At 34.7% G+C, this 17,855-nt stretch carries 23 protein-coding genes and 1 riboswitch; of the genes, 15 read left to right on the top strand and 8 right to left on the bottom strand.

Going from position 1 to position 17,855, the window contains the following annotated elements; all coding sequences use genetic code 11:
* Positions 1-67: 67 nt before the first annotated feature.
* The gene (locus tag ACXY7N_RS06775) at positions 68-928 is read left to right on the top strand and encodes a GNAT family N-acetyltransferase (protein WP_098404959.1); all 861 of its coding nucleotides are present in this window, start codon (positions 68-70) and stop codon (positions 926-928) included.
* A 42-nt stretch (positions 929-970) separates the two neighbouring features.
* Here ACXY7N_RS06775 and ACXY7N_RS06780 read toward each other — a convergent pair whose 3' ends face one another.
* Positions 971-1,531: a cysteine hydrolase family protein gene (locus tag ACXY7N_RS06780; protein WP_016134038.1), complete on the bottom strand. Its 561-nt coding sequence runs from the start codon at positions 1,529-1,531 to the stop codon at positions 971-973.
* Positions 1,532-1,713: 182 nt separating this feature from the next.
* On the opposite strand from ACXY7N_RS06780, the gene ACXY7N_RS06785 reads away from it, so the two are divergent.
* On the top strand, positions 1,714-1,974 hold the full coding sequence (locus ACXY7N_RS06785; RefSeq protein WP_001195212.1) for a DUF6123 family protein: 261 nt from the start codon (positions 1,714-1,716) through the stop codon (positions 1,972-1,974).
* A 2-nt stretch (positions 1,975-1,976) separates the two neighbouring features.
* On the opposite strand, the gene ACXY7N_RS06790 is transcribed toward ACXY7N_RS06785, so the two are convergent.
* The 3 genes from ACXY7N_RS06790 to ACXY7N_RS06800 all read right to left on the bottom strand — a co-directional run bounded on the left by ACXY7N_RS06790 (position 1,977) and on the right by ACXY7N_RS06800 (position 4,225).
* Positions 1,977-2,882 carry a DMT family transporter gene (locus ACXY7N_RS06790; protein ID WP_016088572.1) on the bottom strand — a complete coding sequence of 302 codons (906 nt, stop codon included), beginning with the start codon at positions 2,880-2,882 and terminating at the stop codon, positions 1,977-1,979.
* Positions 2,883-2,895: 13 nt separating this feature from the next.
* Positions 2,896-3,282 (bottom strand): reverse transcriptase-like protein, encoded by a 387-nt coding sequence (locus tag ACXY7N_RS06795; RefSeq protein ID WP_000573873.1) that lies wholly within the window; start codon positions 3,280-3,282, stop codon positions 2,896-2,898.
* A 70-nt stretch (positions 3,283-3,352) separates the two neighbouring features.
* Positions 3,353-4,225 (bottom strand): aldose 1-epimerase family protein, encoded by an 873-nt coding sequence (locus ACXY7N_RS06800; RefSeq protein ID WP_016088571.1) that lies wholly within the window; start codon positions 4,223-4,225, stop codon positions 3,353-3,355.
* A 132-nt stretch (positions 4,226-4,357) separates the two neighbouring features.
* A riboswitch (PreQ1 riboswitch) is annotated at positions 4,358-4,402 on the top strand.
* A gap of 6 nt (positions 4,403-4,408) precedes the next feature.
* Between ACXY7N_RS06800 and ACXY7N_RS06805 the strand changes: the two genes are divergently transcribed.
* The 3 genes from ACXY7N_RS06805 (at position 4,409) to ACXY7N_RS06815 (ending at position 5,894) form a co-directional block, all read left to right on the top strand.
* Positions 4,409-4,897, top strand: a complete 489-nt coding sequence (locus ACXY7N_RS06805) for a QueT transporter family protein (RefSeq protein WP_016134039.1) — start codon at positions 4,409-4,411, stop codon at positions 4,895-4,897.
* Positions 4,898-5,045: 148 nt separating this feature from the next.
* Positions 5,046-5,705 carry a ribonuclease H family protein gene (locus tag ACXY7N_RS06810; RefSeq protein WP_016134040.1) on the top strand — a complete coding sequence of 220 codons (660 nt, stop codon included), beginning with the start codon at positions 5,046-5,048 and terminating at the stop codon, positions 5,703-5,705.
* Positions 5,706-5,717: 12 nt separating this feature from the next.
* A complete protein-coding gene (locus ACXY7N_RS06815; protein ID WP_000358801.1) occupies positions 5,718-5,894 on the top strand; it encodes a zinc-finger domain-containing protein in 177 nt (58 codons plus the stop codon).
* Between the two features lie 33 nt (positions 5,895-5,927).
* On the opposite strand, the gene ACXY7N_RS06820 is transcribed toward ACXY7N_RS06815, so the two are convergent.
* Both ACXY7N_RS06820 and cspB read right to left on the bottom strand, forming a co-directional pair.
* Positions 5,928-6,176 carry a DUF2564 family protein gene (locus ACXY7N_RS06820; RefSeq protein WP_016088568.1) on the bottom strand — a complete coding sequence of 83 codons (249 nt, stop codon included), beginning with the start codon at positions 6,174-6,176 and terminating at the stop codon, positions 5,928-5,930.
* Positions 6,177-6,295: 119 nt separating this feature from the next.
* On the bottom strand, positions 6,296-6,493 hold the full coding sequence (gene cspB / locus ACXY7N_RS06825) for a cold shock-like protein CspB (RefSeq protein WP_001161731.1): 198 nt from the start codon (positions 6,491-6,493) through the stop codon (positions 6,296-6,298).
* Between the two features lie 262 nt (positions 6,494-6,755).
* Between cspB and ACXY7N_RS06830 the strand changes: the two genes are divergently transcribed.
* From ACXY7N_RS06830 to ACXY7N_RS06865, 8 genes are all read left to right on the top strand, one after another.
* On the top strand, positions 6,756-7,484 hold the full coding sequence (locus ACXY7N_RS06830) for a YqcI/YcgG family protein (RefSeq protein WP_016134041.1): 729 nt from the start codon (positions 6,756-6,758) through the stop codon (positions 7,482-7,484).
* 138 nt (positions 7,485-7,622) lie between these two features.
* Positions 7,623-8,255 carry a LysE family transporter gene (locus ACXY7N_RS06835; protein WP_016088566.1) on the top strand — a complete coding sequence of 211 codons (633 nt, stop codon included), beginning with the start codon at positions 7,623-7,625 and terminating at the stop codon, positions 8,253-8,255.
* Positions 8,256-8,274: 19 nt separating this feature from the next.
* Positions 8,275-8,568 (top strand): hypothetical protein, encoded by a 294-nt coding sequence (locus tag ACXY7N_RS06840; RefSeq protein ID WP_016088565.1) that lies wholly within the window; start codon positions 8,275-8,277, stop codon positions 8,566-8,568.
* An 82-nt stretch (positions 8,569-8,650) separates the two neighbouring features.
* Entirely contained in the window at positions 8,651-9,280 is a 630-nt protein-coding gene (locus ACXY7N_RS06845; protein WP_488592337.1) for a sterol desaturase family protein, read from the top strand.
* A 224-nt stretch (positions 9,281-9,504) separates the two neighbouring features.
* Positions 9,505-9,846 carry a DUF485 domain-containing protein gene (locus tag ACXY7N_RS06850; RefSeq protein WP_016088563.1) on the top strand — a complete coding sequence of 114 codons (342 nt, stop codon included), beginning with the start codon at positions 9,505-9,507 and terminating at the stop codon, positions 9,844-9,846.
* A 2-nt stretch (positions 9,847-9,848) separates the two neighbouring features.
* Positions 9,849-11,399: a solute symporter family protein gene (locus ACXY7N_RS06855; protein WP_016088562.1), complete on the top strand. Its 1,551-nt coding sequence runs from the start codon at positions 9,849-9,851 to the stop codon at positions 11,397-11,399.
* A 190-nt stretch (positions 11,400-11,589) separates the two neighbouring features.
* A complete protein-coding gene (locus ACXY7N_RS06860) occupies positions 11,590-12,939 on the top strand; it encodes an aspartate aminotransferase family protein (protein WP_116349643.1) in 1,350 nt (449 codons plus the stop codon).
* A gap of 82 nt (positions 12,940-13,021) precedes the next feature.
* The gene (locus ACXY7N_RS06865) at positions 13,022-13,300 is read left to right on the top strand and encodes a DUF3986 family protein (protein ID WP_116349644.1); all 279 of its coding nucleotides are present in this window, start codon (positions 13,022-13,024) and stop codon (positions 13,298-13,300) included.
* A gap of 62 nt (positions 13,301-13,362) precedes the next feature.
* Here the strand turns inward: ACXY7N_RS06865 and ACXY7N_RS06870 are convergent, their stop codons facing one another.
* Positions 13,363-14,526: a cation:proton antiporter gene (locus ACXY7N_RS06870; RefSeq protein ID WP_016088559.1), complete on the bottom strand. Its 1,164-nt coding sequence runs from the start codon at positions 14,524-14,526 to the stop codon at positions 13,363-13,365.
* A 267-nt stretch (positions 14,527-14,793) separates the two neighbouring features.
* On the opposite strand from ACXY7N_RS06870, the gene ACXY7N_RS06875 reads away from it, so the two are divergent.
* Together ACXY7N_RS06875 and ACXY7N_RS06880 are read left to right on the top strand one after the other, a co-directional pair.
* Positions 14,794-15,624 carry a MerR family transcriptional regulator gene (locus ACXY7N_RS06875; protein ID WP_488592338.1) on the top strand — a complete coding sequence of 277 codons (831 nt, stop codon included), beginning with the start codon at positions 14,794-14,796 and terminating at the stop codon, positions 15,622-15,624.
* Between the two features lie 138 nt (positions 15,625-15,762).
* A complete protein-coding gene (locus tag ACXY7N_RS06880; RefSeq protein ID WP_098405157.1) occupies positions 15,763-17,118 on the top strand; it encodes an MATE family efflux transporter in 1,356 nt (451 codons plus the stop codon).
* A gap of 34 nt (positions 17,119-17,152) precedes the next feature.
* Here the strand turns inward: ACXY7N_RS06880 and ACXY7N_RS06885 are convergent, their stop codons facing one another.
* Positions 17,153-17,818 (bottom strand): DUF421 domain-containing protein, encoded by a 666-nt coding sequence (locus tag ACXY7N_RS06885; protein ID WP_016088556.1) that lies wholly within the window; start codon positions 17,816-17,818, stop codon positions 17,153-17,155.
* Positions 17,819-17,855 lie beyond the last annotated feature (37 nt).

A 17,855-nucleotide genomic window follows, 5' to 3' on the forward strand; every position in this document is an offset into this window, starting at 1 on the left:
ATAAAGTGAAACATGTACAAGTTGATTTGATAATAATGATTTAAATGTCTAGATAAGGGGATGAAGTATGCTTGAATTGGAAATTAAGGTGGAGCGTCTTAGGGACGAACAAATAGGCGATATTGTAGCATTATCTTCTTATATTGGGTGGGATTATAACAGGAAAGAAATTGAGACTATTTTTGACTCAGGTATTGTATACGGTGTGTGGAATGAGAGGAAGGAGCTTATTGCTAGCGCGGCAATTATATTATATGGGGAGAAATTAGCGTCTATCGGAATGGTGATTGTACATCCGAATTATAAGGGAAGTGGGATTGGAAAGGCAATAACGAATTCATGCATTATGACCGTATCAGCTCAAACTCCAATTATGCTTATTGCTACGGATGAGGGAAAGCCTTTATACGAAAAGTTAGGGTTCAGGGCAGTGAGCGATGTTTCTAAATACATATGTAACTCATATAATGCGAATCATAAATATGCAGGAAATGAAGAATATATGATGGATTATGAAGAGGGGAATTTAGAAGAAATAATAAAAATAGATGAATATGCATTTGGAACAAATAGAAAAGAGTTTTTAAAGAAAAGAATTATACAAAGTGAACAGTGTATCGTTGTGAAGGGTAAGGAACAAAATGTACTAGGATATGGTTTAAGCGTACAAACACCAGAAAATAAAATAATAGGACCAGTCGTTGCTAAAAATGATGCGATGGCAATGCGAATTGTTCATCATTTAGCAAGAGATCATAATGGTAAATTGAGAATTGATGTACCAAAAGGAAAGAACAATTTTATGAAAGAATTAGAGGTTGCTGGTTTTAAAAAGCTTAATACACCACCAATTATGATGAAAAATAGCAATCAATTATTAAAAAGGAATAATGAGTTATATAGCATTGCAGCACAAATTTTTGGATAAAAAAGAATCCTTTTGTGAAAAGGATTCTTTTTTACAGTTAATTTAATCACGATATTGATCATGAATAGGTTGAAAAAGGTCTTCTTCGACATCCCTAACAACTGAAAAATGATCGACGTTATAATGCCCATGTAAAATTTTATTGTGATGACTAATAATTTGCTCTGCAGATAACACGTTAGAATCAGTTGTGGAATGACCGTTTTTAATTAATGTGACATCAAAGCCTTGTACAGTTGCTGTTCTAACAGCAGTGTCAATACAATGTTCTGTTTTACATCCACCGATAACGATATGATTAATTTTTTCTTCTTTTAAAAGTTCAAGTAGAGAAGTGCCATAGAATGAGTTTGTTGCTGCTTTATTAATAAGGATTGCAGACTGAGGTACTTTAATTTCATTATGTACTTCAAATCCTTCTCCGCTACCAGAAGCAACATCGATATCTCTTACGAAAACAATAAGGGCATTTGCATCTATCGCTTTCTGTACGGCTGTATTTAGTGTAGATAATAACTCGGTTTTACGAAAAACTTCTTTTTCTTGTTCATTTCCATCCAGTAATTCTTGCTGCGCATCGATAATTAATAGTGCTTGTTTCATCGTGTCTCCCCTTTAATATGAAATAAGTTCCACTATACATATTCATTCATATTACAAGGAAATCCTCTATTGTCTATGCAGTAGACGATAGATTTACAAAGTTGTCAAAGAAATTTCATTCTCATAGCGTGTAAAAACATGTATGATAGGAGATGGAGAATTTTTGAGTAGGTGGGAATAACATGCAAACAGTAGAAGATTATCTTTCATTCTTACATACGAAAGGATTTAAATTATCAGAGGAAGCACAAGGATTTATTATGTTCGGACAAGGATATACTGGTGCATCTGATGGAATTGTGAACGCAGCAATAGAAGCGACAATTAAACATCAATTACAGTTTGATGGAAGTTATTTTGTTGCGTTATTAGAACGGTTGAAAGAAGAAGAAATTACAGATAAAAAAAGCGCTAAGGCTTTTATGCGGAAGTTACAAGCGTAACTTCATGCAGCCTGCGCTTCTTTTTTTGTTTTGGAAGGTAATTCAACAAAAACCATGCCTAGGAAAATACATAGGCATCCGATAATAGCAGAAATAGAAAGTTGTTCGTTTGCAACGAGAACGCCTGTTAATGCAGCAAATACGGGCTCCATTGCGAAAATAATTGCTACTCTCGTTGGAGACGTATGTTTTTGTGCTGATGTTTGAATGAAAAAAGCAATGGATGTCGCGAATAAGGAAGTTAGAAATAGGGCGAATAAAAAGGAAGAATTCGTCCATAGTGCTACTGAAAATAATTTTTCCCAATCTTCAAACAAAAAGGCGCAAATAGAAGAAAACATACCGACAGCTAATACTTGTGATGTGCTTAGTAATAAAGGTGATATTTTCTTAGAGAAGAAGCCGTTAACAAGAATATGGGCAGCAAAAGCTACTGCACAGCCGAGAACGAGTATATCTCCAATGTTTAATTGAAAAGAATCACCCGCCGTTAATAAGTATAATCCTGCTGTTGCTACCGCAATGCCAATTACGATAAAAAGGGTAGCTTTTTGTTTTAAAAAGATAAAAGACAAAATTGGTACCATAACGATACTAAGCCCTGTTAAGAACCCAGCTTTTGAAGAAGTTGTATAAAGTAAGCCGAATGTTTGTAATACATAGCCAACACATAAAAAGAATCCAACGATTAATCCAGCGAGGCTACTCTGTTTTATATCTTGTTTTGAAGTTTTTTTTGAGAAAATCAGTTGAACGAATAATAAAATAATTCCGGCGAATAAAAAGCGAATACCATTAAAAGTAAATGGACCAACGAAAGACATTGCATTTTGAACGACAACAAACGTAGCTCCCCAAATAAAAGAGACAAATAATAAAGCAAGAGGAGCAATCCAATCTTTTTTCACACCCATACCCCCGTTAATTTTGTAAGATAGCTTTTCTAGCTAATTCATCAGCGACTTTATTTTGACTACTTGGAATCCACTTAATAAAAAAGAGATCGAAACTTTTTATGTACTGCAGTGCTTCCTCTAATAGTGGTGCAAACATTTTATTTTTTGCGTATTCTTTTTCAACAGCTCGCTCAACAAGTTGCGAATCTGTACGAAATGAGACAATGTTATAATTATGCTCCGTGCAATATTTTAATGCCGCAAGTAAAGCGTGGTACTCTGCTTCATGATTGGACATTGTCCCAAGGGGCAGTGATAATTGTACAGCTGGTTGCACCCCTTTAATAAACACCCCTGCACCAGAAGGACCAGGATTTCCTTTTGATGCACCATCAATATATACTTCAATCAAAATGTGAAACCTCCAAATGATAAGATGATCCCCTACTTATATGTTTCTTTGAAGTAGGGGATAGAGTAACTTAGCCGATTGTAATACTATAACGACATGTAAATGTTTCATTCGCTTGTAAAGATTGAATTCCTTTTTTTTCCTTCAAATCTTTTGCTGGATTTATTTCATCAGCAATTCCGTACCAAGGTTCAATACATAAGAAAGGTGCGTTCTCACCTGGTGTCCATACGCCGACAAATGGGAATCCGTCAAATTCTACTTTTACAAATTTATCATGTTTATGAGAACGAATAGAGATTTCATCCGTATTCATATTTTCAAAAATAAGCGCATCATTTTTAAATAAATCGTATGTAAGTGGTAATTCATTCGTATTTTCAGCGATTAATTGTTTTTTACTTGAAAGATAAGGTCCTTCTAATACGCTTGTTTCTAAGCGTTCAGAACCATTAAATGCTAAATGATAATCTGTAAATGATTCGCCCTCTAATAAGGGGAAGTTGAAACCAGGATGTGCTCCGATTGAGAAGAACATCTCTTTTGAAGCAGGGTTATGTACTTCATATGTTACATGGACGATTTGTCCGTCTAGCTCATAAGAAACGAGTAATTCAAATTCGTATGGGTATTTTTTTAATGTTTCTTCATTACTAGTTACAATATAAGTGATTTTCGTTTCACTTTGTTCTTGTACAGAGAATGTAAGATCACGAGCAAAGCCGTGTTGTGTTAAAGAATATGGTTTACCATCTACGTAGTATGTATTATCTACTAATCGGCCGACAATTGGGAATAAAATTGGTGCGCGGCGCCCCCAATAAGTAGAATCGCCTTGCCATAAGTATTCAGTGTTATCTTCTTTTAAGCGAACGCTTTGTAATTCTGCACCTTTGTCAGAAATGGAAACGATCACTTTTTCATTTTGAATTGTTGCTGTCATGAAGTGAAACCTCCTAAATCTTTCATATGTTTTATTATACGTTGTCTAAAAGAAAAAAGGTAGTTCATGATAGGAATCTATTGACGAAAGAGTGTGTATTGCGTAGAATATAATCTTGTTGCTTAAAAAACGAATAACGTGGTTCGAAACCATCCCACGTAAAAAAACTAAGGAGATTTTGTCATGAATATTAGAACATTAGTCGGTAATGGTATTTTAGCGGCATTATATATTGCTGTTTCTATGCTTATTCAGCCATTTGGCTTTACGAATGTACAATTTCGTATTTCAGAGATGTTTAATCATCTTGTTGTATTTAATAAGAAAGCAATTTACGGAATTGTATTAGGTGTATTTTTAACGAATCTCTTTTTCTCACCTATGATCGCTTACGATTTAGTATTTGGAGTAGGGCAATCTATTCTGGCGCTAGTTGCAACGATTATATCTATGCGATTTATTAAAGGTATTTGGGCTCGTATGATTTTTAATACAGTTATTTTTACAATTACAATGTTTATGATTGCAATTGAACTTCATCTTGCATTGGGTTTACCATTTATGTTGTCTTGGTTAACATGTGCAGTCGGTGAATTTGTTGTCATGGCGATCGGTATGCCTGTAATGTACTGGATTAATAAGCGAGTACGATTTGAAAGATTTATGCAATAGATGAAAGAGCTATTCCTATAGGGATAGCTCTTTTTGCATGTGATAATATTGAATATAATTCTTCGACTCTTGATACAATATAATAAAATAAATTGAGGCTTTCATTAGCTGGCTACATATAAGAAGTCTTATATAAGGGGAATCTAGTATGAAATATAAAATTCATTGGTTGTATAAAACAAAAAGCGGTTTGCAGACGGAATTAACGACAGATTATATAAACATAGAAGATGTATTGCAATTTGCGGAGGATTTCGAGAAAACAGGAAGAGTGAAAGAATTGTTATTTTACGATGAAATGGATGCAGAATGGTCATTAAAGGAAATGAAGAAGCTGAGCAAACAAGTGGAGGAAGAACCCCAAGAAATACTCGTTTATTTTGATGGCGGCTATGATGTACAGACGAAAGAAGCTGGAGTAGGTATATGTGTATACTATAAAAAAGGAAATACAAAATACCGAATTCGCCGTAATGCATATATAGAAGGTATATATGATAATAATGAAGCGGAATATGCGTCATTATTATACGGTATGAATATACTCGAGGAATTAGGCATTAAGTATGAAGCAGTTACACTTCGCGGTGATTCTCAAGTGGTATTACAACAATTGGCTGGGGAATGGCCTTGCTATGATGAGCATTTAAATCATTATTTAGACCAAATTGAGCAAAAAGCGAAGCAAATGAAATTAAAACTTGTATGTGAGCCAATATCTAGAAAACAAAATAAAGAAGCACATCAATTAGCAACGCAAGCATTAGAAGGAACAGTTATCGATAGTCATAAAGAAATAACCGAATAGAGAGGTGCAACGGTGGATAAAAAGCAACTCATTACAGAGGTAAATGACTTATTAGAAACATATTGTGAAGGGTGTTTTTTGCGAGAACATAATCGGAAGACAAATAGTAAATATTATGCCCATTCATTTTGTATACGTCAATGTACAGTTGGAGAAACATTGAAAAAGTATGGAGAACAGTTGTCATAAAAAACATCCAGAGAACATTCTCTGGATGTTTTTTTAATGCTTCGCTTCATTTAATTGATGCTCACACTTGCTTAATTTCTTTTCCTCATTCATTAGAAAGGGCTCGTCTAAATCTGTCGCAACAGATTTCATAATTTCAAGCTGAGAGCGAGCTTCTTCTACAGCAGTAGTAGCATGCTCTAATGTATCTGGATCCATTGAAATTGTCGCTGATCCTACCATTTTTTGTGCTGTTTCTACACGGAATTTCACTTCTTCAAAATCATTTACTTCTGATCCCATTATTACTTCCTCCTTTGTATATTGCGCATTTCACATAGTTTTTGCTCTGTAAAACGGAAATATACAAAGGAATAACAAAGGAGGTTACCAAGTAAGGTAACCTCCTGTCATATGTTGGATTAAAGTTTTACTACGTTAGCAGCTTGAGGTCCGCGGTTTCCTTCAGTGATATCGAAAGATACTTCTTGGCCTTCTTCTAAAGCTTTGTAGCCGTCACCTTGAATAGCAGAGAAATGTACGAATACATCGTCAGCGCCTTCCATTTCGATAAATCCAAAACCTTTTTCGTTGTTAAACCATTTTACTTTTCCTTGCATGTTACAATTCCTCCTAAAAACATTTGCTTTTTTCATTTAGTGAAATTCATTTGAAAGATAAGATAAACTAAAAATGCTATAATCTTGAATATTCTGCTAAATGATTAATTTAAATATACACGAATTGGTAGAAATTAGTCAAGTAAGCGATTTTATTTTTTTGTATTTTTAAATAATTTTTCAGCCGAATTTTTAAATAGGTATAGGACAGGCCGAGTATGTAATATTCTTAATTGAATGCTATACATAATGAGGTGAAAGAATGAATGAGTCTTATTTATTAGATAATGAAGGAATGAGAACGAGAACTGACATACCAAATTGGGTTACAAAAGAATTTCAAAATTTTTCGAGTGTCGTGTTAGAACCAACTTTCCCGTGCTATTTCGGCTTAACAGCTTTGAAAAAGAATGAACTTCGTTATTCATTTCTTTCTCATAATGATTGGAGTCATTTGCCACATACAATGTTATCTTTTTTAGAGTTAATGAAAGAGCGGCCAATTGTAAGAAGAGGCTTTTTTCTTTTTGTAGAGCCGGAATGTGAAGAACAATCACTTGAATATTATCGTGATTACTTTTGGAAAGTACTACAATATTTACATGAAAACGATAATCAAACATGGCCGAAGCAAATTCCTGAAGACCCAGACCATTACTTATGGGAATTTTCATTTGGTGGGGAACCGATATTCGCATTTGGAAATGCGCCAGCTTATAAACAACGAAAAACTAGGCATTTAGGGAATTCTCTCGTTATTGGGTTTCAGCCACGGACTATCTTTGATGGATTAGAAGGGGATCGCCCTAAAGGAGCATATTCAAGACAAACGGTCCGGGAGCGAGTTGAAAAGTGGGATCAGTTGCCGAAACATCCTAACATTAGTCATTATGGTGATCCGGATCATCGTGAATGGAAACAATACTTCATAGGAGACGATGTAGAGCCGATAAAAGGAAAATGCCCTTTTCTTCATAGGATAGAAAAGTAAGAGCCATCATCGGGATGGCTCTTTTGCATATTTTGGATAAAAAAGGGTATTTTAGTAGTAAATATTTTGATGAAAGCTAGTCTATTTTTAAACATTACATCATTACTTAATAGTAAAGGAAGTAGAAAGGATAGAGCTATGTTTGGAGCGATTATACAACAAATTGTATTAGGTATTTCATTAGCTGCACCAGTAGGTCCGATTAATATTGAAATGTTAAAACGAGGAATTGAACGAGGTTTTTGGCATGCATGGGTTGTTGGAATTGGTGGAATGACTGCAGATATTTTGTTTATGCTTCTCATCTATTTCGGTTTATCTTCTGTATTTATGTATACATATGTACAAGCTTTTATGTATTGTACAGGGTTTTTCTTGTTATTTTATTTAGGATTTCAAAGTGTAAAACAAGGAATCTTCCACTCGAATATGGAATATAAAAAAGAAGAGGTAGGTGGCCTTAAACAATCGTTTATGGCAGGTTTTTTAATTGCGATATCCAATCCATTAAATCTTGTTTTTTGGTTTGGTATATACGGAAGTACACTTAGCTCATTGCTTACCAAGGTAACGAAACAAGAAGCCTTTTTGTACAGCCTTTGTATTATCGTTGGTATTATTTTATGGAATTTAAATATTGCTTTTTCTGTCCATTTTGGCAGAACTTTATTAAAGCAAAAAGCACTTGGCTATATAACAGCCGGAGCAGGTATTATTTTAGTAGGATATTCTATCCATTTTGCATACAAAGCTTTACAGTTGTTCACATAAGATTGAAGGGGAGATTTTTATGTATCGAACCACTATTGACGGAAAAGAAATTATTATTACGTTAGCACCAAAAATCCGAAAAGAAATTACTGATAGGAATCCACTATATGAAGCGGTATTTCATAATGCAGCAAGATTACTACAAACAAAGCAACCAACGTTTGCGGTAAATCATGAAGTACTTGGGCTCATTATTGGAGAGGTACAAAGAGGAGAAGTAACAGTGTTTGCGGTGGAACATATTATTCCGAAGCAAAATATATTTGGATCGAATAATTTTTTCTCGACAATAGAGCAACAGGCAAATTTGTAAAGGGAATAGAATAAGAATAGAAAATAAAAGAAATAGTCGTAACGATATGTTGCGGCTGTTTTTTTGGAGAAGGGGAAGAAAGATGAAGAGAGTGGGGAAAGAGTTCTTTTTACAACATGATATCGTTATTATGTATAGTATTCTATTTATTTTCATCATTATTTTAAAAATGCAATTTTTTACATGGGTCGGTATGTTAGCGTGTTTGTTTGGTATTGTTTTTTATACGCTTAACGAATATATGACACATCGGTTTTTATTTCATTTAAAGCCACCTAAAAACGTATTTTTATTAAAAATGTTAAGAAGATTACATTATGATCATCATGTATATCCAGATGATTTAAAACTTTTATTTTTGCCTGTATGGTTTAGTATACCTAGCTTTACTATATATTTACTTATATCATACGGTATAACAAAAAGTGTTACTATTACACTTTCATTCGGAATCGGAATGATTATCATGCTTCTCGTTTATGAATGGAAACATTATATTGCGCATAAGCCAATTCGTCCTTTCACTAAGTTTGGAAGATGGTTAAAAAAACAGCACATATTACACCATTATAAAAATGAAAAGTTTTGGTTTGGTGTTTCAAATCCAGTATTTGATTTCCTATTTGGAACACTTAAAGATGGAAAAGACGTTGAATTAAGCGAAACAGCTCGTAATTTAGAAAAAGAGAAAAAGACAGAAGTAGTGCGATAAGCGCTACTTCTGTCTTAATGAAGAGAAAAGTAATTGTAGCTTTGCTTTATTTTGAAAAAGTATATTAAAAACTTAGGGAAAAATGCCGAAAAATGTCTATCGAAAAATCTTTGCAGGAATGTATGGATTGTCTAAAATGAAAATAAGTTTCTGAATATTTATAAAATTTAGTCTTTAGGTATGCAAGGGGGAATTGTATTTCTAGTAAGAGAGGGGATCGGAGAATGAAACGAGATGATACGTCAGCACGTAAGTTACAAAATGAGGTGAATTATACAGAGGTTGTTCAGTCAGAAGAATTTCAATTGCTATTAAATACGAAAAAGAAGTTTATCGTTCCGATGAGTATTTTCTTTTTAAGCTTTTTTATTGCACTACCTATTTTAACATCGTATTCAAAGGTGCTCAATACACCAGCATTTGGTGATGTTACATGGGCATGGGTATTTGCTTTCGCACAATTTATTATGACATGGGCATTATGTATGATTTATAGCAAAAAGGCGGAATCATTTGATGAAATCTCGCAAAAAATTCTACAAGATATGCAAAAAGGGAGGGGCTGAACTTGAATACGACTGCGTTTGCACTATTTTTAATTATTGTCCTTGGTACGCTAGTCATAACCTATTTTGCATCGAAAAAAACGAAAAATGCGAGTGAATTTTATACGGCTGGAGGGGGATTAACTGGTTGGCAAAATGGGCTGGCCATTGCGGGAGATTATATGTCTGCTGCGTCATTTCTTGGTATAGCCGGGGCGATCGCGTTAACTGGGTTTGATGGATTCTTTTATAGTATCGGCTTTTTAGTTGCTTATTTAGTTGTTCTATACCTTGTCGCAGAACCGCTTAGAAATTTAGGGAAGTACACGTTAGCAGATATGATTGCGGCGCGTTTTGATGCGAAAAAAGTTCGCGGAGTTGCAGCGCTTAATACGATGACGATTTCGATTTTTTATATGATTGCACAATTAGTTGGGGCTGGTGCACTTATTAAATTATTATTAGGAATCGAATATACGACATCAGTTTTAATCGTTGGTACATTAATGACAGTGTACGTTATTTTTGGCGGAATGACTGCGACGAGTTGGGTACAAATTGTTAAGGCTGTACTACTTATGGCTGGTACATTTATTATTTCTGTTATCGTTTTCTCTAAATTTAATTTCAGTGTGACTGAAATGTTTGCGCAAATGAAAACAGCTACACCATTAAAAGATTCGTTTTTAAATCCAGGAGTAAAGTATAAAGATGGTCTTGATACGCTATCTTTAAATTTAGGACTAGTCCTTGGTACTGCAGGATTACCGCATATTCTTGTTCGCTTTTTTACAGTACGTGATGCAAAAACAGCACGTCAATCTGTTGTATACGCTACATGGTTAATTGGTGCATTTTATATTATGACAATTTTCTTAGGATTTGGAGCAGCGGCGTTTGTAGGAAATGAGGCAATTATGAAAGCAAACCCTGCTGGTAATATGGCAGCACCTTTATTAGCTAAAGCGTTAGGTGGAGATTTCTTATTTGCTTTCGTATCAGCCATTGCCTTTGCAACAATTTTAGCTGTAGTGGCAGGACTTGTATTAACAGCAGCATCAGCATTCGCACATGATTTTTATAATGAGATTCTTCGTAAAGGGAAATCAACGGAAAAAGAGCAAGTGTCCATGGCTCGTTATGCGTCTATTGGAGTAGCGGTATTATCTATTATATTAGCGTTATTTGCTCAAACATTGAATGTAGCATTTTTAGTTTCATTAGCATTTGCGGTTGCAGCGAGTGCAAACTTGCCAGTTATATTATTCACAATATATTGGAAGCGCTTTAATACAACGGGTGCCATCTCTGGTATGATTGTTGGTCTTGTATCAGCCATTGTTCTTGTAGCGTTAAGCCCAAATGTATGGAACCCTGTAGCTGGAAAAGCTATATTTGTTGGGGAAGCGATATTCCCATATACGACACCTGGAATTATTTCGATTCCGCTCGGATTTCTTGCAGCGTATTTAGGAACTGTGTTATCTAGTAAGAAAGAAGATGCAGCGAAATTTGATGAAATTCTTGTGAAATCTAATACTGGTCATGGTATTAGTGATGCGTCTTCGCATTAAAAAAGAGGGGCTTTTCGATAGATAAGAAAAGCTCCTTTTTCTTTTGTCATTTTCTTGTAAATAATACTGCTTTGTAAGTAGGATTTGTCTTAATTTTGTGGAATGAAAATAAGCAGGGAGAAATTTAAATCATCATGGCACCAGCGCAGCTTTTGTGAAAAATAAGTTGTTATGGAAGGTGGAAGAAATGATGAAAACGAAACAGACTGATGAATTATTAGCAAAAGACGAGCAATATGTGTGGCACGGAATGCGTCCCTTTAGTCCAAATAGTACAATGGTAGGGGCAAAAGCAGAAGGGTGCTGGGTTGAAGATATACAAGGAAAAAGATATTTAGATGGAATGAGTGGTCTTTGGTGTGTGAATAGTGGATACGGAAGAAAAGAGCTCGCAGAGGCGGCTTATAAGCAATTACAAACATTATCATATTTTCCGATGTCACAATCGCATGAACCGGCTATAAAGCTTGCAGAAAAATTAAATGAGTGGCTTGGAGGAGAGTATGTTATTTTCTTCTCTAATAGTGGTTCGGAAGCGAACGAAACAGCTTTTAAAATAGCAAGGCAATACTATGCTCAAAAAGGTGAACCACATCGTTATAAATTTATGTCACGTTACCGCGGGTATCATGGAAATACAATGGCAACGATGGCAGCGACGGGACAAGCACAACGTAGATATCAATATGAGCCATTTGCTTCAGGATTTTTACATGTAACGCCGCCAGATTGTTATCGTATGCCTGAAATAGAAACAGAGAACATTTATGATGTAGAATGTGTAAAAGAAGTAGATCGTGTCATGACATGGGAATTAAGTGAAACGATTGCAGCTTTTATTATGGAACCAATTATTACGGGCGGAGGCATTTTAATGCCGCCACAAGACTATATGAAAGCTGTTCATGAAACGTGTCAAAAACACGGTGCACTACTCATTAGTGATGAAGTGATTTGCGGTTTCGGACGTACAGGAAAAGCGTTTGGATTTATGAATTATGATGTAAAGCCAGATATTATTACGATGGCAAAAGGGATCACGAGTGCATATTTACCGTTATCAGCGACAGCTGTGAAAAAAGAAATATATGAAGCATTTAAAGGGAAGGGAGAATATGAATTCTTCCGTCATATTAATACATTTGGTGGAAATCCTGCGGCTTGTGCATTAGCGCTTAAAAACTTAGAGATTATGGAAAATGAAAATTTAATTGAGCGATCTGCACAAATGGGCTCGCTTTTATTAGAGCAATTAAAAGAAGAAATCGGGGAACATCCGTTAGTTGGAAATATTAGAGGAAAAGGTCTACTAGTTGGAATCGAACTAGTAAATGATAAAGAGACGAAAGAGCCAATTGATAACGATAAAATTGCAAGTGTTGTAAATGCTTGTAAAGAAAAAGGTTTAATTATAGGACGAAACGGCATGACAACAGCAGGATATAATAACGTCTTAACATTAGCACCACCACTTGTTATTTCAAGTGAAGAAATTGCTTTCGTTGTTGGAACGTTGAAGACGGCGATGGAACGTATTTAATGAATGAAGCGAGCTGTAATATACAGCTCGCTTTTGTTTATTATGTGAAATATGATAAATTTTCAAAGGGAGGGGAATTAATATGAAGAAATATGATCCTAGTCAACATTATCACATCGGATATTATGAAGATGGACATGATTTAGAGGTGACGGCATACAAAAGAATACATGAACCAGTTTGGGATGCTTATATTCCGCACTATGAGGCAGGCAATTTTTATAAGAAAGTGGAGGAAATGAAGCTAGGTGAATATATAGATGATTATGGTATTATGGTGTATTCATTTCGTAATGATATTGATGATGAAGAAGCACGAATTATTTTTGAAAAATGGTTGAAAAAGAACGGGATTGTTTAAAGATACAATAAAAAGGAGATTGCTATCTTATAAGGTAGCAATCTCCTTTTATTATATGAAACTTATTTACTTGCTTTCAGTGCTTTATCTTTTGCACCAAAAGTGTATTTTAACATTGGTGGTGTAATCATTGTAGTTAAAATAACGACAATAACGATAGCTGTAAAGTAATCTTGTGCTAGTAGACCTGAAGAAAGTCCTGTTCCTGCGATGATAAGTGCAACTTCACCACGAGAAACCATTCCAGCACCGATAATTGCAGAAGACTTAGCGTCAAATCCAGTCATTCGTGCACCGAATCCACAACCGATTAGTTTCGTTAATACTGCGATGACTGTTAAAGCTAGGATGAACCAAATTTGATTGCCAATACCATCAAATGTAATATTCATACCGATACTTACGAAGAACACTGGAACGAACATAGCGTAAGCAATTGGTTCTACTTTCTTTTCTACTTCATGTTTGTAGTTCGTTTGAGAAATAGCGATACCAGCTGCGAAAGCACCGATAATACCAGCAATTCCTAATAGTTCGCCGAAATATGCGAATGAGAAACAGATGATAAGAGCCGCGCTCACGATAGACTCAGATACGCGTAGTGGTGATAACCAGCGCATAATCGCAGGAACACCTTTCCATCCGATTAAAATAATAGAAGCGAAGAATACAACTTTCTTCAAGATAACCATTGTTAAGTTAACATCGTCTGTACCTAAGAAGCTCATTGCAAATGCTAATAAAATAACAACAAGAATGTCATCAAATACAGCAGCACCAAGCATCGTTGTACTTTCACGTGTTTTCATCTTTCCTAAATCGCGAAGTGTTTGTACGGAAATACTAACACTTGTCGCACATAGAAGTAATCCTAAAAATACAGCATTTCCTTGTTCCATTCCCATAATAAGACCAGAAACGTAACCACCTACGAATGGAAGAACGATACCTCCAAGTGCAACTGCTAAAGAAGAATTACGATTTGCGTTTAATTCTTCTAAGTCTGTTTCAAGTCCTGCCATAAACATTAAAAGAATAACACCGACATTACTTAATTGTGTTAGAAGCTCTGAATTTTCAATCCAACCTAATACAGCTGGACCGATAACGATACCGACAATTAATTTACCTAGTACAGAAGGTTGACCTAATCTAACACTAAGATCACCAGCAAGCTTTGTACTTAATAAAATAAGTGCAATTTGAAAGAAAAATTCGAATTCCATCGGATCCTCTCCTTATCATTTTTATTTTTATCATACGATTTCTCGGAATTTGCCTAATGAAAATATGTAAAACCCATTAAACAAAGGGTCTGATTACAAGTTCTTTTGAACTCGTAATTTGAACCTGTAATTAATATATAATAAAATGTATGAAAAATCAATGAAAAAATAGCAGATTTTCATGATAGGATTCGATTTAGATATGGAGGGAATCACTATATAATAAGAAGAAATAGGGCTACATTTTTATGAATTGGAGAAAGAAATATGTTATTAGATAAACGTTTTACAATTGGAGAAATGGCAAAAATGCATAATATAGCGGAATCTACTTTACGTTATTATGATGAAAAGGGAATTTTTCATCCGTCCATTGTGGACCCACAAACAAATTATCGCTATTACACAATCGATCAATTTTCACTATTAGATACGATTAAGTTTTTACGCCAATTAAATATTTCATTAAAGGAAATTAAGAAATATATTGATGAAAGAAATCCAGCATACGCACTCAATTTACTAGAAAAACAACAAGAAATGATGTTGAAAAAACAAAGAGAAATTGAGTATGCTTTGGCGAAAATGGAGCATAGAATTCATTTAATTAAGGAAGCAACAAAAGCAAAAGCTGAACAAATGGTAATTAAAGAGATCCCGCAGCGAAAAATTACAGCAATTGCGGTTGCCCCGAATACGACGGATGATATGTTTGAGTACTATATCCATTCGTTGCAAAAAAATATGAGGCAAATGGATGATAGTTTATTTTCTGGAGATATTGGTGTAACTGTTGCGAAAAAAGGACTCATGCAAAATGAGTTTCAAGCATATAGCAGTGTTTTTATTCTTTTGGATTACATGCCTTTTCAAGTACATAGTGCAGATGAAATTAAAGAAGGTATATTTGCCTGTGTATATCACCATGGACCATATGAAGAAACTGATGAAACATATAAGAAGTTAATGAAATACATTGATCAAGAGGGATATGAAGTAGACGGAGATGCGATTGAGATTGCATTAATTGATTGGTCTGTAACAGAAAATCCGGAGGAGCAAGTAACGGAAATTCAAATTCCTGTAGTGAAAAAATAAGGTGAAAACCTTTGAAATGATTACAAATTCACATTCATTAGTATAATTCAGTTACCTATTTTTTAATTCTCTCTTGACCTTCAAGTTACTTGAAGGTTTAAACTGTGAACAGAGCGTTGAAAAAAGGAGCATACTAGTATGGAAGTAACAGAAAAATTAAGAGAAAAACCAATTAAAAGTTTATTTATTTCTTATTTAATACCAGCCGTTCTTGGAATGGTATTAATGTCAGTTAATATTGTGATTGACGCGGTTATGATTAGTAGAGGAGTTGGAGCGAACGGTTTAGCAGGAGTAAACGTCGCTATTCCAGCGTTTTCAATTTTCTTCTCGATTTCATTGTGGATCGGAATGGGCGGGGCAACGCTATATTCCATTGCACTAGGTGAAAATAAATTAGAAAGAGCAAGGTCTATTTTTACTCAATCTATGACGGTAGCAGTCATTATCGTAGGTATTTTAGCAGCGATTTGTTTATGGAGAATAGAAGATTTAGCATACTTATTCGGTGCAAATGAAGTGATTTTACCGTATGCGTTAGACTATTTACATGTGTTATTAACATTTGGAATGATATACGTTTTAGAAAATATTTTAAGTACATTTATACGAAATGATGGAAATCCTAATTTAGCAATGGCAGGTCTAGTTGTAACTGCTGTATTAAATATAGTGTTTGACTATATCTTTATTTTCATCTTTGGATGGGGCGTAACAGGTGCTGCTTCAGCGACGATTCTTTCAGCAGCAATTGGCTTCCTCGTATTATTAACTCACTTCTTTAGAAAAAGTAGTATTTTAAAGTGGACGAAATTCCATTTTGAATGGGAGACGATTAAACAAATTATGATAATAGGTTTCCCAAGCTTTACAACAGAAAGTACGGTCGCAATCGTAACGATTGGTTTTAATATCGCATTCGTCCAATATGCAGGAGAAGTAGGAGTTGCTTCCTATGCGATGGTAAATAGTATTCACGCGATGACATTACTATTATTCTTCGGTGTAGGTGCTGCATTGCAACCAATTGCTAGTTTCCATTACGGTGCAAATTTAGCAGAAAGATTGCGTGAAGGTTTACAGTTTGCTGTGAAAATTGCAGTTGTACTCGGAGGCGTTGCAATAATTGTCGGATTATTCTTCGGGAAATATATTATTGGTCTATTTGATGTCCAATCTCCAGAATTATTGGAGTTAACATTAACAGGTATTAGTTTGTTCTTTATCCAATACGTATTTTTAGGCTATAACATTGTGTATGGAGAGTATTTCCAATCAGTGCGACAAACGAAGAAATCAGTGCTTATTATAATGAGCCGAGGGTTACTATTTATAATTCCATTGTTATGGATTATGCCAAAGTTATTTGGGATAAACGGAATTTGGCTCGTTATGCCAGTAGCGGAAGTGTTGACAGCGATTATCGTATTTACGATGAATCGTATGAAACATCCTGTTCCATTAAACATGGAAGGAGAGAAAGAAGTAATATAATGAAGAAATCCCCTTGAGCAAGTAAGGGGATTTTTTATTTTTTTAAACTAATAGCAAAAGATCCATCTGTTTCTTGAACAGACGCAAAGGCAACGTTTTTAATATTTGTGATGCCTTTTTCTTTTAATTCTTTATATAACCACTTTTCGTCCTTATGAATTAGCTTTAAGTTATCGTATTGAATTTGTGAATCAACGATAAGAGCAATTGGTAATCCGGCATACGTAACATCTATGTTCAAATCTTTTGGGGTTAATGGTACAAGTTCACGTTTTGGTAAAATACTAATGGCTCCATTGGCTTCTAAAATAGCGTATTCAATTTCATGAACACTTGGGTATCCTGCGACGCGAAGGTTAGAAAGTAATTCAGCGATGGGATATCTACTTTTTTGTAAGTTCTCAAAAATAATGTCACCATGTTTAATTAAAATGATAGGGTGCCCGAGAATAAAACGATTTAGTTTGTTGAATAGGCTTAATTTTGTAAGGATTAAATGCAAACATGTAATAACGACCATACCAAGAAAAGCTTGTAAAGCACCAGAGACTGGTATGGCTTGAAAAGCTAAATAGGATAAAAAGATAATAGCACCAAAATCATGAGGAGTTAGTTGTGCTAAAGCTGATTTACCGAGCATCTTAAGTGATAGTAAAAATAAGATGAAAAAGAACGATACGTTACATAAAAAGAGAAGCAATAGAGACACTCCTTCGTGCAAAGTTGTACTTACTGTT

The sequence above is a fragment of the Bacillus sp. 5w2 genome (assembly GCF_054353775.1).

What these genes read in the sequence shown, in the direction of transcription:
- ACXY7N_RS06780 (WP_016134038.1), bottom strand. Translation starts at nt 1,531, where the DNA reads ATGAAACAAGCACTATTAATTATCGATGCGCAGCAAGAATTACTGGAT.
- ACXY7N_RS06860 (WP_116349643.1), top strand. Translation starts at nt 11,590, where the DNA reads ATGAAAACGAAACAGACTGATGAATTATTAGCAAAAGACGAGCAATAT.
- ACXY7N_RS06785 (WP_001195212.1), top strand. Translation starts at nt 1,714, where the DNA reads ATGCAAACAGTAGAAGATTATCTTTCATTCTTACATACGAAAGGATTT.
- ACXY7N_RS06840 (WP_016088565.1), top strand. Translation starts at nt 8,275, where the DNA reads ATGTATCGAACCACTATTGACGGAAAAGAAATTATTATTACGTTAGCA.
- ACXY7N_RS06875 (WP_488592338.1), top strand. Translation starts at nt 14,794, where the DNA reads ATGTTATTAGATAAACGTTTTACAATTGGAGAAATGGCAAAAATGCAT.
- ACXY7N_RS06835 (WP_016088566.1), top strand. Translation starts at nt 7,623, where the DNA reads ATGTTTGGAGCGATTATACAACAAATTGTATTAGGTATTTCATTAGCT.
- ACXY7N_RS06880 (WP_098405157.1), top strand. Translation starts at nt 15,763, where the DNA reads ATGGAAGTAACAGAAAAATTAAGAGAAAAACCAATTAAAAGTTTATTT.
- ACXY7N_RS06805 (WP_016134039.1), top strand. Translation starts at nt 4,409, where the DNA reads ATGAATATTAGAACATTAGTCGGTAATGGTATTTTAGCGGCATTATAT.
- ACXY7N_RS06775 (WP_098404959.1), top strand. Translation starts at nt 68, where the DNA reads ATGCTTGAATTGGAAATTAAGGTGGAGCGTCTTAGGGACGAACAAATA.
- ACXY7N_RS06830 (WP_016134041.1), top strand. Translation starts at nt 6,756, where the DNA reads ATGAATGAGTCTTATTTATTAGATAATGAAGGAATGAGAACGAGAACT.
- ACXY7N_RS06870 (WP_016088559.1), bottom strand. Translation starts at nt 14,526, where the DNA reads ATGGAATTCGAATTTTTCTTTCAAATTGCACTTATTTTATTAAGTACA.
- ACXY7N_RS06865 (WP_116349644.1), top strand. Translation starts at nt 13,022, where the DNA reads ATGAAGAAATATGATCCTAGTCAACATTATCACATCGGATATTATGAA.
- ACXY7N_RS06810 (WP_016134040.1), top strand. Translation starts at nt 5,046, where the DNA reads ATGAAATATAAAATTCATTGGTTGTATAAAACAAAAAGCGGTTTGCAG.
- ACXY7N_RS06820 (WP_016088568.1), bottom strand. Translation starts at nt 6,176, where the DNA reads ATGGGATCAGAAGTAAATGATTTTGAAGAAGTGAAATTCCGTGTAGAA.
- ACXY7N_RS06800 (WP_016088571.1), bottom strand. Translation starts at nt 4,225, where the DNA reads ATGACAGCAACAATTCAAAATGAAAAAGTGATCGTTTCCATTTCTGAC.
- cspB (WP_001161731.1), bottom strand. Translation starts at nt 6,493, where the DNA reads ATGCAAGGAAAAGTAAAATGGTTTAACAACGAAAAAGGTTTTGGATTT.
- ACXY7N_RS06850 (WP_016088563.1), top strand. Translation starts at nt 9,505, where the DNA reads ATGAAACGAGATGATACGTCAGCACGTAAGTTACAAAATGAGGTGAAT.
- ACXY7N_RS06845 (WP_488592337.1), top strand. Translation starts at nt 8,651, where the DNA reads ATGAAGAGAGTGGGGAAAGAGTTCTTTTTACAACATGATATCGTTATT.